This window comes from Streptomyces sp. NBC_01750, assembly GCF_035918095.1.
Lineage (GTDB): Bacteria > Actinomycetota > Actinomycetes > Streptomycetales > Streptomycetaceae > Streptomyces.
This window is the reverse complement of the sequence record NZ_CP109137.1, coordinates 4,652,385-4,666,066: the sequence shown is the minus strand read 5'-3', so window position 1 is coordinate 4,666,066 and position 13,682 is coordinate 4,652,385. Positions and strand designations below refer to the sequence as shown.

The window sequence follows — 13,682 nt, the reverse complement described above, 5'->3', positions numbered from 1 at the left end:
TTTCCGGTCACAGCATTCGGGGCGGGGCCACCTGGATCCGATGGACCGTCGGACGGGTCCCGAATCCTCCTCGGATGGGTGTCCCCGCCGGGCGCTACAGGCGGCGGGCGGGAAAACTGCACCGTGGAGGTGAGCCATGGAACGCCTGGAAGCGGACGTCTGCGTGGTAGGTGCGGGTTTCGCGGGTCTGGCCGCCGCGCGGGAGCTGACACAGGCCGGCCGCGACGTGGTGGTGCTCGAGGCCAGGGACCGGGTCGGTGGGCGCGTGTGGAACCGGGAGATGCCGGACGGCACGGTCGTCTCGGCGGGCGGCACCTGGCTGGGCAAGGGCCAGGACCGGATGTTCCAGCTCTGCCGGGAGCTGGGCATGGACGTGTACCCCCAGTACGAGCAGGGAGACCAGGTCCTGCTCCTGGACGGCGTCAGCCAACGCTACCGGGGGTTGATCCCCAGGATCGGACCGGTGGCGGTCGCCTCCCTGGGCCTCGCGTTCATGCGCCTGAACCGGATGGCGCGGCGGCTTCCGGCCGACGCCCCCTGGCAGGCCCGGGGCGCCCGCACGCTGGACGCCCGCACGCTCGGGGAGTGGATCTCCCAGCCGCACAACGTGCCGTCGGAGAAGGCCCGCACCCTTCTCACGTCAGCGATGACCCTGCTGTTCTGCGCCGATCCGGCGGAAGTTTCGCTGCTGGGGGCGCTGGTCCTGGCCCGCGGCGGCGGCAGCTTCAACTACTACACCGACACCCGGAAGACCGAGACCCACCTGGTGGACGGCGGGGCGCCGGAGCTGGCCCGGCGGATCGCCGAGCGGCTGGGTGAGGCGGTGCACCTGTCGTCCCCGGTCCGGCAGATCACGTACAACGGCACCGATGTGCAGGTCCACTCCGACGCGCTCACCGTACGGGCGCGGCGGGTGATCGTGGCGACCCCGCCCGTGCTGGCCGGCCGGATCGCCTTCGACCCGCCGCTGCCCCCCGACCACAGCCATCTGCGGCAGCGGCTGGTGCCCGGCGCGATCCTCCGGGTGCTCACGACATACCCGGAGCCGTTCTGGCGGGAGCAGCACCTGTCGGGACAGACGCTGGCACCCCAGTCACCGGTCGGGATCACCATCGACCAGACACCGCGCTCGGGTCGGCCGGGAGTGCTCAGCAGCTACGCGTTCGGACCCGGCGCCGTGCAGTTGGGCCGCCTGGAGCCCAAGGAGCGGCGGGACGTGTGGCTGAACGCGCTCGCCGAGCGGTTCGGCCCGCAGGCTCACACCCCCAGTGGCTACTTGGAAACCGACTGGTCCGCCGAGCCGTGGTCGCTGGGCGGGATGGTGGGCCACTTCCCCACGGGCGTGCTCACCAACTACGGCCCGGCGCTACGCCGGCCGGTGGGCCGGATCCACTGGGCGGGCACGGAGACGGCAACGGTGATGCACGGGCTGATGGAGGGGGCAGTGCGCTCGGGCGAGCGGGCGGCCGGCGAGGTGCTGGCGGCCCTCTGATCGCGCGCCCGGCGCCGGGCTTGTCGGCGCCGGTGCCGGGACTGCCGAGCGGGATGATGTCGTCCCACCGGTGATACCGCCGTCGTGTCGGGCCGCCACGCTCCACGAGGACCGGGCACGGGCCGGCCGCGGTGTCGGACGACCGGGTCCGCTGCACCGGCCGGACCCGGCAGGAGGGTGCCGGTGACGCTCAAGGTGCCGGCCTCAGGCCCGGCCCCGGCCTCGGGTCAGGCGGGCCGCTCGGGTGAGGCGATCGCCCTCGCCGCCTTCACCTCCTGACGCAGCGGCGCCAGCACCCCCTGCTCGTCGCCCTCCAGTTCCGTCCGCACCTTCACCAGGACCACGTTCGACCGCAGCCCCTCCGCCAGCTCCCGCAGCTGACGCTCGATGTCCGTCACCTCGGCCGGCGCCGGCGGCTCGGCCCCATGGTCCACCCGGACCCGCGCCGCCGTCGTCGCGTCCACGATCCGTTCGACCGCGACGACCAGCGGCCACCACGCTGCCGCCCGCGCCCCCACCGGCGGCGGTTCGGTCAGGGCCCGCTGGAACTCCGACCGCACGGACGAGAGATCACGGTAGATATGGCGGCGCCTGCGCACCCTCTCCCCCTGGTCCTCATCCGCCCCGAGCGCGTGCCCCACATAGCCCGCCGTCTCCGCCACCGCCGCCGCCAGCCGGTCGCCGATACGGGTGTGCCAGCTCTCCGGCCAGAGCAGATAGCCCGCCACCAGCGCGATCGCGCAGCCGATGAGGCTGTCCACCAGACGCGGCACGACCAGGTTGAAGCCCTGGTGGTTGAGGACGTCGGAGAGCAGCAGGATCACGGGTGTGACGGCCGCCGTCTGAAAGGCGTACCCCTTCGCGGAGAAGGCGGGGATGAGCGCCGCGAGCACCATCATCACCGGTACGTCCCACCAGCCGCGCGGCACCTGCGAGAGCACCGCCGCCGCGACGAGCAGGCCCGCCGCCGTGCCGAGCGCGCGCAGCACCGCGCGGGAGAAGACCGAGCCGAAGTCCGGCTTCATGACGAAGGTGACGGTGAGCGCCACCCAGTACGAGCGGGTCACGGGCACCAAGGACACCAGGGACTGGGCCAGACCTATGCAGAGCGCGAGCCGGAGCCCGTACCGCCAGGACCCCTCGGAAAGCATCACGTCGCGGGACACGCGCCGGACTCGCACGCGCAGCGCCGCGGGCCGGCCGAGCCGGTCGTCCACGTTGTACGGGTCGGGGTCGGTCTTGTGCACGACGGTGGCCGCGTACCGCAGAGCGGTGTCGACGGCGCGGTCGGCCGGGCCCTCCGGCTCGGGGAGCGCCAGCTCGGGCGGCTCGCTGCGGCCCTCTGCGACCGCGTCCGCCAAGTCCCGTACGGCAGCGGCGATTTCGGGGCGGCGGGAGGCCCGGCCGTAGCGATGCGCCGCCGCGGCGCCCTCGACGAGCGGGATGAGCACATTGAGCTGGGCGAGCAGCCGGACCATCGGGCTGCTGCGCCCGTGGTCGTGGGCCCGGCGGGCGAGGATCAGGTCGTAGGAGGTGTTGAGGGACTGGGTGACGGCCTGGCGCTTTTCGTCGTACGCCGCGGTGCCCGCCGACGCGAAGAGTTCGGCGACGCTTGCGTAGGCCGCGGCAACCGCTGCCCGTTCCGGCTCCCGGCCGCGCAACGGCCAGGCCAGCAGCGACAGTACGAGAACGAAGAGCCCGCCGAGGCTGAGCAGCAGCGGGGGCTTCCACCATGGCTCCGGCATCGGCAGCCCGGCGCCCACCACCGTGTTGAGCAGAAGCAGCAGCCCGGACACGGACGCCACCGCGCCGATCGACGAGATCATCCCGGAGACCAGCGCGACGACGGTCACCGCGACGACCGCCTGCCAGCCCTCCCCGTACACGAGGGTTCCGAGGGTGACGCCGACCGCGCCGAAGAGCTGCGGGACGGCGATGTTGAAGATGCGCATCCGGTAGGAGTCGGCGGTGTCGCCGATGACGCCCGAGAGCGCGCCCATCGACACCAGTGCGCCATACATGGGCTTCCCGGCGGCGAGCCCGATCGCGAGAGGCGCGGACAGCGCGACGGCGGCGCGGGCGACGGCGGCCCAGGGGATGGGGGCGGTCTGCGGAAGCAGGCCTTTCACCAGCCAGTCCGGCGGCGTCAGCCGTCCCGCCCGCGTCCCTGTCCCGCCCTTGTCTTCGCCCATGGTCATCAAAAGACCCCGAAGAAGCCGTCCGGCGCAACTCCTGCGCACGGGGCCCGGGCCGGACGGTCAGCCGCGGTAGTCCTCCACCTCGTCGGCGGGCCGGACCTCGGCCGTGTCCGGGTCGTCGCCGAACTCCGATTTGGCGCGGCGCCGGCGCAACAGGTCCCAGCACTGGTCGAGCTGTACCTCGACGGAGTGCAGCCGGGCCTGTTCGTCGGCGTCGAGACCGAGCTGCCGGCCGGAGCGCTCGCGCAGGGAGCGTTCCTCCGCGACGAGTGCGGTGATGTTGCCGAGTATCTGGTCGTTGTCCATGACACCTGCTCTCGGAGGGACGAGTCTCAGAGGACGAGGACGGTCTTGCCGCGCGCGCCGCCCGCACGGCTCTGCGCGAGCGCGTCCGGAGCCTTCTCGAGCGGGAATTCGGCGTCGACCGGTGCCTTCAGTGAACCGTCGGCGGCCGCGGCGGCGAGGATGTCGAGCAGCGCCGGCGAGGCGTTCAGCCGGAAGTCGACACCCTCGACGCCGGCCGGGAGCCACGCGGTTCCGGCGGCGAAACGAGTGGTGAGCGCCCGGCCTCCTGGACGTACGAGCGCGGCGTTCGCGGAGAAGGAGGCCGGGTCCACGGAGACCAGATCGACCAGGGCGTCGACGCCGTCCGGGCCCGCGTCCCGTACGGCGGCCGCCAGATCGTGCGCGGTGGTGTCGACGGTGACGGTGGCACCGAGCGCGGTCATCCGCCGCTGTTCGTCGCCGCGCACAGCCGCGAGCACCCGTACGCCGCGCGCGGCGGCCAGTTGCGTCAGAAAGCTGCCGACGCCGCCCGCCGCGCCGATGACCAGCAGGCTCTGCCCGGCCCGTACGCCCGCCGCCTCAAGGATCTGCGCGGCGGTCATCCCGGAGGTGGGCAGCAGTGCCGAGGTCTTCAGCGGCAGCCCGTCCGGTACGAAGGCGATGGGGCCGTCCTGCGGCATGGTCACGTAGTCCGCGTACGTCCCGGTCCCGACCGGCGGGCGCGCGGCCTGCCCGAAGACGGCGTCGCCCACCCGGAAGCGGCTGTCGCCCGGACCCACGACATCCACCCTGCCGGCGAAGTCCACGCCCATGACCAGCGGGAACACATGCGGTGCCAGGCCCTCGAGTATTCCGTCTGCCCAGTCCCGGTCGGACGGATTGAGCGCCGCGTACTCGACCTTCACCAGCACCTCGCCCACGCCGGGCTCCGGTTTCGGCACCTGGATCAGTTCGGGTTCGGCCTTGAACGCCTTGACGGCGACAGCGCGCATCCGGAACGCCTCCTGATGTACGGCCCCCCGGTCTCACCACGTCCCCACTCTTACCCGGGCGGCCGGTCAGCGCACGTCGTGCAGTTCGAGCTGGACGAGCAACGCCCGGTGGTCGGTGTTCGCCAGGTCCAGAAAGCGGGCTTTGCGTACCGAGAAGTCCTCGCTGACCAGCACATGGTCGATCTGGGCGCCGAGCGGTCTGCGGACGGCGGACGGCCAGGACGGGATGCGGGCCGCGCCCACCAGGGTGGCGCTGTCGCGAAGATCTCCGGCGTCGAGGATCCGGCGGAAGGCATCGTGGTCCTGGGTGGCGTTGAAGTCGCCGGCGACGAGGGCCGGCCGTCCCTCCACCCCGGCGGCGTACGTACGCAGCATGCCGAGCTCACGCCGCCAGTCGGCGACGGCGCCGGGGATGGGCGGCAGCGGGTGGGCGAGCTGGAGGTTCACGGTCCGGCCGCCGACGACGGCGACCGAGCCCGGCATGGCGAGCGTGCCGTCGATGCCCGCGGCGGCGCGCAGCGGGAGTTTGCTGAGGATGGCCGAGCCGCTGGCCGCACGGCCCTCGACGACGGTGCGGTGCGGATAGTCGCCGCGGGAGACCTGTGCCGCGAGCGCGTCCGCGCATCTGGGGTCGCATTCCTGGACGAACACCAGGTCGGGCTGTTCGCGGCGGATGGCGGCCAGCAGTCCCTCGGTGGCGTTGCCGAACTCGACGTTGGACGTGAGCACTTCGAGCCGGGCGACGACGGGCCCCGGCGGATCGTCGGTCAGCCCGGTGTCGTACGGCCTGACGAACCAGCCGATGACGGCGAGCACCGCGACCGCCCAGACCATGCCGGTGCGCCACCGCGCGAGGAGGGCCAGCAGCAGGGCGGCCCCGGCCGGCAGCAGCAGCCAGGGCAGGAAGGCGAGCAGCTGCGGCACCGGGGTGACGCCGTCGGTGTCCGCGACGCGGCAGCCGGCCACCACACTCGCGGCGATCAGCAGCAGGGTCGCCGACCAGGCGGCGGCGCTGCGCACGCGCGAGGGGTGGAAGGGGGCATCCGGCCCGGCGGCAGGGGCCGCCGTCGAGAGGGCGCTGTCCAATCCGGCCTCCGGGCGCGGGATGCTGAGACGGTCGAGTCACTCCACAGTAAGGACGTCGGTAGCAAGGACGTCAGTCTCGGCGACTTCGTTGCGGCTGTCGCGATGCGCCGCAACTCACCGGGAGGGCCCGGCGTCCTCGGACTGCCCGGGGGCGTACCGGCGCAGCGCGTTGATCAGCAGCTCGAGCCCGAAGGTGAACTCCGCCTCGTGGTCGATCACCGCCAGCTTCGACGCGAGCTTCGCCACCGCCGGGAATCCCGAGTCCTCGAGATGCGCCGCGCGCTCCCGTACGGCCGACTCCTCCTCCCCCTTGAAGCAGGGCGAATGGAACTCCCGCAGCAGTGAGCCGACCTGGAAGGCGATGAGCAGCCGCAGGGCATGCACGGCGGCTGCCTCGTCGAAACCGTGGTCGAGCAGGACGGAGAGAGAGCAGTTGATGGTCGGGAGTGCTCCGGGGGAGGAGAGCTGGCGGGTGAGAACCAGCTCGCAGGCGCGCGGGTGACGCAGTGACGAGCGCCTGAATGCGTACGCGACCGAGCGGATGCCGTCCTCCCAGCCACCGCCGGACCGCCGGGACAGCTGCATGTCCGTGGTGATGTACTCCGTGACCCCGTCGAGAACGTCCTCCTTGCCGCCCACGTGGTTGTAGAGCGACATCGCCTGGACGCCGAGGGTGGCGGCGATCCGGCGCATGGAGAGCGCGTCCACGCCCTCGTTGTCGATGATCTGGAGCGCGGCGCCGACGATCCGCTCACGGCACAACGGCTCGCGGGCCGGCGGCCGGTGAGCCGATGTGCCGCGCTCCGTGGGTGGTTGACGGGGTCTTCCGTCAGACATCGGGTGGCTCCTGGGGGGGTTTCGCGGACTCTTGCTGTCCTCCTTGACGGCTTACAGCGTAAGTGCTTCTCTCGGTCCCGTACTTACGGCGTAAGTACGGGAGCAACCGGCCTGGAGGGCCCGCAAAATGACGAAGGAAACGCGTGAGGCTCTCGTCCTCGTCCCACCCGCCGGACGCGCCTCCCGCTGCCTGACGCCGGCGGTGTTCCTCTTCGAGGACGAGCAACCGGTCTGCGAGCGCGTCTACTTCGACACCGCGACGATCCTCACCCAGCTCGGCCTCGCGTCGTCCCTTCCCTTCCCCGCGTAGCCGGAGCCTCGCATGTCTCTGCCCGTCGTCCACCACCTCGACTGCGCCCCGATGCACCCGGTCGGCGGCGCCCCACTGGTCGCCCACTGCCTGCTGGTGGTGACGGGCAGCGGCCTCGTCCTGGTCGACACGGGTCTGGGCGCCGCTGATATCTCGGACCCGCGGCGGCTCGGGCCGTTCTTCCGGCGGACCATGCGGCCGACACTGGATCTCTCCCGTACGGCGGTCCATCAGATCCGGGCGCTGGGTTACGACCCGTACGACGTACAGGACATCATCGTCACCCATCTCGACCAGGACCACGCCGGCGGTCTCGCGGACTTCCCCGACGCGCGGGTCCATGTGATGGCCGACGAGTACCGGGCGGCGATGCGACGCGAGTCGCGTCAGGACTCCAGTCGCTATGTCCCGGCCCAGTGGGCGCACGGTCCGCGGTGGGTCGTCCACGACACGGCGGACTCCAGCTGGCACGGCTTCGCGGCGGCACGGGTGCTGCGCTCACCGGACATCCTGATGGTGCCACTGCCGGGGCACTCCCGGGGGCACTGCGGGGTGGCCGTGCAGGAGCCGGAGCGGTGGTTGCTGCACGCCGGCGACGCGTACTTCTTCCACGGCGAGATCGACACCCGCCGACCGCGCTGCCCGCGCCCGGTGGCACTGCACCAGCGGCTGGTCGCGGAGAACCACGGTGAGCGGCTGACGCAGCTGGAGCGGCTGCGGGAGCTGCGGCGTGCGGACCCGAGGCTGATCCGGATCTTCTCGTCGCACGACGCGCACGAGTTCGCGCTGTTCGGCGCGGAAAGGCTCGGTCGCGTGCACTGACGCGGGCCCGGGTCCGGAGCCCACGCACGGGATCCCGCACCACGGGGCGGGGCACAGGCGCCCGCCCGGGTCTCCTATGCCTTCGGGAGCCCGCCCTGGAGGCGTTCCATTTCGCGGCGGTCGCGCTTTGTCGGGCGGCCCGCTCCCCTCTCCCGTACCGCCACGGGTGCCACGAATTCCCTCGGCGGTGGCGGCGGGCTGTTGTCCACGTAGCACTGGGCCGCCACCGGCGGGCCCACGCGCTTCCGGACGATCTTCGAGACGACCACCAGCCGCTCCCGCCCCGCGTGGAAGAGGCGCACCTTGTCCCCCGACCGCACGGTATGCGCCGGCTTCACCCGTTCATCGTTCACCCGGACATGGCCTGCCCGGCAGGCGGACGCCGCCTGGGAGCGGGTCTTCGTGAGCCGGACCGACCAGATCCACGCGTCGATCCTTACGGTGCCCTCGTCCGAAACCTCTGCAGCCATGTACCGACTCTACGATTTTGCCCCCGCCGGCCGCACGGGCAATGACTACGGAGCACGAGGGAACCGGCCCATGACGTCATCCAGCCTGTTGTGGGCGGGGGAAGCCCCACCCCCTCACCTCACCGCGCACATCCGACTACGATGCGCACGTTCTCCCTTTACGGAGGCCTTCACTCCGGAGCGGGCGTTCGTTTCTTACATGCCGACATATGTCGTGCGGCACAAGGGCATTCGTCCCATGGGCATTCGGAGAATTCCATGCGCAGCAGCTCCGGCAGAGGGCTTCAGCCCAACGTCCTCAACACGTTCGACACCATCGTGATGGCCGTCGCGGGCAGCGCCCCCGCCTACTCGATCGCCGCCACCAGCGCCGTACTCTTCGCCTCCGTCGGTCTCGCCGGACCGGCCGCACTGCTGTACTGCGCCATACCGATGCTCGGCATCGTCCTGGCCTTCCGCAGGCTCGGCCGGATCGACATCAACGCGGGCGCCAGCTACTCCTGGGTGGGCCGCACCCTCCATCCCTTCCTCGGGTTCCTGTCCGGCTGGGCGCTCGTCGTCTCCGCGACGATATTCATGGTGGCCGGTTCGCTGCCGGCCGGCGCGATGACGCTCGCGCTCTTCGATCCGTCCCTCGCCGAGAGCACCGTCCTCGCGACAGCGGTCGGCGCGGCCTGGTTCCTGGCGATGCTGCTGGTCGTCCTGGGCGGCGCCCGGCTGACCGTACGTGCGCAGCTGCTGATGTCCGGTGTCGAGCTGGCGATCCTGCTGTTCTTCATCCTCGCCGCGCTGCTGCACCACGGGGCCGCGGCCGCCTTCGACTGGTCCTGGCTCGGCTTCTCGCACTTCGACGGAGCCTCCGGCTTCGCGTCGGGCGCGCTGATCGCGACCTTCTACTACTGGGGCTGGGACGTCACCAGCAACCTCAGCGAGGAGACCCGCAACAGCCGCCGCACGGCCGGTCTCGCGGCGCTTGTCGGCGTCGGTGTCGTCTTCCTTCTCTTCGAGGCGTTCACGATCGCGGTGAATGTGATCCTGACCGCCGAGGACATCAAGGCCGGCGGCGCCAATGTGCTGGGCGCACTCGGCGAGGCGATCTGGCCGGGCGTCGGCGGAAAACTCCTGGTCGTGGCGGTGCTGTTGTCCACCGTCGCCACGCTCGAGACGACTTTGATCCAGGTCACGCGCTCGCTGTTCGCGATGGGCAGGGACCGTTCCATGCCGGCCGCGCTCGGCACGGTGCACCGCCGGTGGAACACTCCGTGGGTGGCGGTCGCCGTCGTCGGCGCGGTGGCGCTCGCGATGTTCGTGGCCTCCACCACGCTCGGCTCGGTCGGCGATGTGCTGGCCGCGGCCGTCGCGGCGATCGGCCTGCAGATCGCGTTCTACTACGGTCTGGCGGGAATCGCGGCGGTCGTCGCGTACCGCAGAACCCTTCTGGGGTCGGTACGGGACTTCGTCCTCGGCGGCGCCTGGCCGCTGCTCGGAGCGCTGTTCATGCTCTGGATCTTCTTCGAGGCGCTGGGCGAGCTGAGTGCGGCGTCGACAGGGATCGGCCTCGGTGGTCTCGCCATCGGTGTGGTGCCGATGATCCGGTACTGGCGGCAGGGCAGTGCGTACTACCGTCCCGCCCGGCTGGACGCGTCGCTGGCCAGGGAGACACAGGAGAGTTACGCCAACTCCGCCTCCCGGCACCCCGACTACGCCGACAAGTCGCTGGCCACGGACTTCTGAGAAGCAGGGAAGTGCCGCAGATGGCCGCACGCCGCCGCTTCGTCCCCGAATTCGACCCCGCGTTCGGGGACCGCCCGCTCACCGAGGCTCTGCACGACATCGTCATCGGCCGCTGGCAGGGCGTACGTGACCTGCTGAGCGCCACCGGCGACGACTGGCCGCTGCGTACACACCGGCTGCGGCTGCTGGCACACGCGGCGGCCGGCTCCTCCGCCGTGGAGAACTGGCGGGCGGCGGAGCCCGGCAACCCGGACGTGGCGGTGCTGCGGGCGGCGACGGAGGTCGTACGGGTCTTCAACCACGCGATCGAGGTGGGCCGCGGCGTCGGTCTCGACCACGCACGGCTCGATGTGGCGGTGATGGCCTGCCTGGGCGCGGCCGACGCCCGCCCGGCCGACCCCATGCCGTGGGTGTCGCTGCTGACGGTGGCGCGCCTGTACGAGCAGGGCATCCAGCGGCGTGAACTGCGTCGCTGGTGGGACGAGTTGCGCCGCCGCGACCCGTACAACATTGAGGGCCATGTGCAGCTGCTGCGCTACTACTCGGCCCGCTGGCACGGCACGCACGGCACGATGTACGACTTCGCCAGGGACGCTGCGGGCGCGGCGCCACCCGGTTCGCCGCTGCCGGTGCTGGTGCAGGTCGCGCGGGTGGAGGAGTACCGCTATGTCGCCGAGGGCGCGCGGGGCCGGGCACCGGTACGGGATTTCGGCCGGCACTGGCACCACGAGCTGGCGGTGACCGAGGTACGGCGCACCTGGGACCGCTGGATCGGCGGTCGGACAGGCGGCCCGGCGGCGCCGGAGGAGATCGGTGAGCTGAACTACCTGGCGCACGCCGCCTGTTACGCGGGGCTCAACGACGAGGCCGCGCAGCTGTTCGAGCTACTGGGGAGGCAGGCGGCGCGGGTGCCGTGGTCGTACACGGGGGACGCGGAGGAACAGTTCACCCGGTTCCGGCTCGGGGCGGGCCTGCGCTGACGGCCGCCCGTGGGGAGAGGACCGGGCGTCCGGGAATGCGTCCGGGGTTGACTCCGGCGAGAGACAGCACGGGGTGGCGCGCACAGGTACGCGCCACCCAGTGATCACGTTCCGGGTCTGCGGTCAGACGCCGATGTCCCGGCCGTCCTTGCGCCAGACCGCGACGACCGACGGGCGGACGATCTTGCCCGGTCCGTCGGGCCAGACACTCGCGGGCTTCTCGACGGACGCGCCGTCGATCTCGCCCGGATGCTGGACCGCGACCAGGACACGACGGTCCTGGACGAGCGGGCCACAGGTCTCGGCGCCGCTCGGAACGGTCAGGAACTGCTTGAGCTCACCGCGCCGCTCGCCGTGTGTGGCGACACCGAACAGGCCGTCGTGGGAGCCCAGTTGGTTACCGTCCGTGGAGATCCACAGATTGCCGTGCGGGTCGAAGGCGACATTGTCCGGGCACGAGATGGGGCTCACCTTCTCCTTCGGGAAGCCCGAGAAGTAGGTGGCGGGGTCGTTCGGGTCGCCCGCGACCAGGAAGAGCCGCCAGGCGAAGCCGTCGCCGGCCGGGTCGTCCCAGTGCTCGGCGAGCTCCAGGATCTGGCCGTGCTTGTTGAGGTTGCGCGGGTTGGCCTCGTCGGCGGCGGCCTTGCCGGGCTTGCCGCGGTCGGTGTTGTTGGTCAGCGCGATGTAGACACGGCCGGTGCGCGGCGACGGCTCGACGTCCTCGGGGCGATCCATCTTGGTCGCGCCCACCTTGTCGGCGGCGAGGCGGGTGAAGACGTACACCTCCTCGGCGGTCATCCCGGGAACGTGGGACCTGTCTCCGGTGGCCAGCGGAATCCACTGCCCGCTGCCGTCGAACTCGCCGTCGTCCGGGAGCTTGCCGGTGCCGTCGATCTCCGCGGCCGGGCTGTCGCCGGTCAGCTTGGCCACGTAGAGCGTGCCCTCGTCGAGCAGGGTGAGGTTGTGCTCGCGCGCGGCCCGGCTCGAACCCTTCTTCATCCGCTTGCTCGACACGAACTTGTAGAAGTAGTCGAAGCGCTCGTCGTCACCCATGTAGACCACGGGGCGCCCGTCGGCGGTCAGCCGCGGCTGCGCGGCCTCGTGCTTGAAGCGTCCCAGCGCGGTGCGCTTGCGGGGTGTGAAGTCGGGGTCGCACGGATCGAGCTCGACGACCCACCCGAAGCGGTGCGGCTCGTTGGGCTCCTGCGCCACGTCGAAGCGCTTGTCGAAACGCTCCCACTTCCGCTCGGTGGCGCCGGTGCCGATGCCGTACCGCTTGTCCGTGGCGCTCGACCCGCCCGCGAAGTACTGGTTGAAGTTCTCCTCGCCGTGCAGCGTGGTGCCCCACGGGGTGGTGCCGCCCGCGCAGTTGTTGAGCGTGCCGAGCACCTTGGTACCGGTCCCGTCGGCGCTCGTACGCAGCAGGGGGCTGCCCGCGGCCGGGCCGGTGACCTTGAACTCGCTGGTCGCGGTGAGACGGCGGTTGAGCGGGTGGCGGGTGACCGGGGTGAGCCTGCCGCTGCGGTGCTCCTCCTGGACCACGACGACGGACAGGCCGTGCGCGGCCCAGGCGATCTCGACCTGCTCGCGCGTCGGGTTCTGCGGGTCGTAGCCGCGGAACATCAGGATCTCGTCGGTGTACTCGTGGTTGGCGACGAGGACCTGGCGACCGTGCTCGCCGCGGAGGGGGAGCAGGCTCAGGAAGTCGTTGTTGTAGCCGAACTGGCCCGCCTGCGCCGTGGCGGTCTGCTTGTCGGAGTCGAAGGCGGGGGCGCCGCGGAGGATCGGCTCGCCCCAGCGGATGACGACGTTCTGGGAGTAGCCCTCGGGAACGGTGACCTGGTCGTCCTTGTTGGGCGGGACGGCGGCGAAGCGCAGGCCGCGGGCGCCGTCGGTCCTGCCGCCGTGGCCGGTCCCGTGGCGGTCCTCGGAGCCGACGGGCGCGGCGGTGGCCCGCGCCCCGCCGCCCGTCCCGATGACGGTCGCGCTGCCGGCGGCAGCGGCGACGGTCACGACGGCGGCGGCGCGCATCATAGAACGTCTGGAGAGCACGCTCGCGATGACATCGCCGACATATGCGTTGTCGCTGGTGTTCGGCACCTCGTGGAAGCAGGCGTCGCCGCAGCGGTACCGGCAGGTGAGAGCGGAACGTCCGCCCCCGTGGGGGTTGGTGTTCAACAGCGGCAGCAGTTTGCGCACTTCGTCCTCCTCCGGCGCACCCTGCGCCGACATGGTGTCGGAATATGTCCGGCCGCGACGTTAGGTGCGCATGTGTGCAATGCGGCAGCCATGAAGTGAACGAGGGATGAATCCGGCGCGGCCGAGGCGCGGTTGGGCGCGCGGCCGGGGCGCGGTGGGCGGGCGGCCGGGGCGCGGTGGGCGGGCGGCCGGGGCCGGTCGGGCGGCGTTGGCGGTGGGACTCGTGACGCTGGGCCGCCCCTGCCGGAGATCGCCGCGGGCGGCGGCTAACCTTACG

At 71.6% G+C, this 13,682-nt stretch carries 12 protein-coding genes; 5 read left to right on the top strand and 7 right to left on the bottom strand.

Annotation, left to right across the window (positions count from 1 at the left end; genetic code table 11):
• The first annotated feature begins 136 nt into the window (after positions 1-136).
• The gene (locus OG966_RS20995; protein ID WP_326651280.1) at positions 137-1,492 is read left to right on the top strand and encodes a flavin monoamine oxidase family protein; all 1,356 of its coding nucleotides are present in this window, start codon (positions 137-139) and stop codon (positions 1,490-1,492) included.
• 227 nt (positions 1,493-1,719) lie between these two features.
• On the opposite strand, the gene OG966_RS20990 is transcribed toward OG966_RS20995, so the two are convergent.
• The 5 genes from OG966_RS20990 to OG966_RS20970 all read right to left on the bottom strand — a co-directional run bounded on the left by OG966_RS20990 (position 1,720) and on the right by OG966_RS20970 (position 6,890).
• Positions 1,720-3,690, bottom strand: a complete 1,971-nt coding sequence (locus OG966_RS20990) for an FUSC family protein (protein WP_326651279.1) — start codon at positions 3,688-3,690, stop codon at positions 1,720-1,722.
• A 60-nt stretch (positions 3,691-3,750) separates the two neighbouring features.
• Complete coding sequence (locus tag OG966_RS20985) at positions 3,751-3,996, bottom strand: DUF2630 family protein (RefSeq protein WP_326651278.1); 246 nt, start codon at positions 3,994-3,996, stop codon at positions 3,751-3,753.
• A gap of 26 nt (positions 3,997-4,022) precedes the next feature.
• On the bottom strand, positions 4,023-4,967 hold the full coding sequence (locus OG966_RS20980) for an NADP-dependent oxidoreductase (RefSeq protein WP_326651277.1): 945 nt from the start codon (positions 4,965-4,967) through the stop codon (positions 4,023-4,025).
• Positions 4,968-5,033: 66 nt separating this feature from the next.
• Complete coding sequence (locus OG966_RS20975; RefSeq protein ID WP_406731403.1) at positions 5,034-6,053, bottom strand: endonuclease/exonuclease/phosphatase family protein; 1,020 nt, start codon at positions 6,051-6,053, stop codon at positions 5,034-5,036.
• Positions 6,054-6,167: 114 nt separating this feature from the next.
• The gene (locus OG966_RS20970; RefSeq protein ID WP_326651276.1) at positions 6,168-6,890 is read right to left on the bottom strand and encodes a TetR/AcrR family transcriptional regulator C-terminal domain-containing protein; all 723 of its coding nucleotides are present in this window, start codon (positions 6,888-6,890) and stop codon (positions 6,168-6,170) included.
• Positions 6,891-7,017: 127 nt separating this feature from the next.
• Between OG966_RS20970 and OG966_RS20965 the strand changes: the two genes are divergently transcribed.
• Positions 7,018-7,200, top strand: coding sequence for a hypothetical protein (locus tag OG966_RS20965; RefSeq protein WP_326651275.1), 183 nt, complete (start codon positions 7,018-7,020; stop codon positions 7,198-7,200).
• Between the two features lie 12 nt (positions 7,201-7,212).
• Positions 7,213-8,022: an MBL fold metallo-hydrolase gene (locus OG966_RS20960; protein ID WP_326651274.1), complete on the top strand. Its 810-nt coding sequence runs from the start codon at positions 7,213-7,215 to the stop codon at positions 8,020-8,022.
• A 74-nt stretch (positions 8,023-8,096) separates the two neighbouring features.
• Here the strand turns inward: OG966_RS20960 and OG966_RS20955 are convergent, their stop codons facing one another.
• Positions 8,097-8,492 carry an RNA-binding S4 domain-containing protein gene (locus tag OG966_RS20955; protein ID WP_326651273.1) on the bottom strand — a complete coding sequence of 132 codons (396 nt, stop codon included), beginning with the start codon at positions 8,490-8,492 and terminating at the stop codon, positions 8,097-8,099.
• A gap of 258 nt (positions 8,493-8,750) precedes the next feature.
• Between OG966_RS20955 and OG966_RS20950 the strand changes: the two genes are divergently transcribed.
• Both OG966_RS20950 and OG966_RS20945 read left to right on the top strand, forming a co-directional pair.
• Positions 8,751-10,226, top strand: a complete 1,476-nt coding sequence (locus tag OG966_RS20950; RefSeq protein WP_326651272.1) for an APC family permease — start codon at positions 8,751-8,753, stop codon at positions 10,224-10,226.
• A 20-nt stretch (positions 10,227-10,246) separates the two neighbouring features.
• Entirely contained in the window at positions 10,247-11,206 is a 960-nt protein-coding gene (locus OG966_RS20945; RefSeq protein ID WP_326651271.1) for a hypothetical protein, read from the top strand.
• A 123-nt stretch (positions 11,207-11,329) separates the two neighbouring features.
• Here the strand turns inward: OG966_RS20945 and OG966_RS20940 are convergent, their stop codons facing one another.
• The gene (locus OG966_RS20940; protein ID WP_326655301.1) at positions 11,330-13,405 is read right to left on the bottom strand and encodes a PhoX family protein; all 2,076 of its coding nucleotides are present in this window, start codon (positions 13,403-13,405) and stop codon (positions 11,330-11,332) included.
• Between the last annotated feature and the right edge of the window lie 277 nt (positions 13,406-13,682).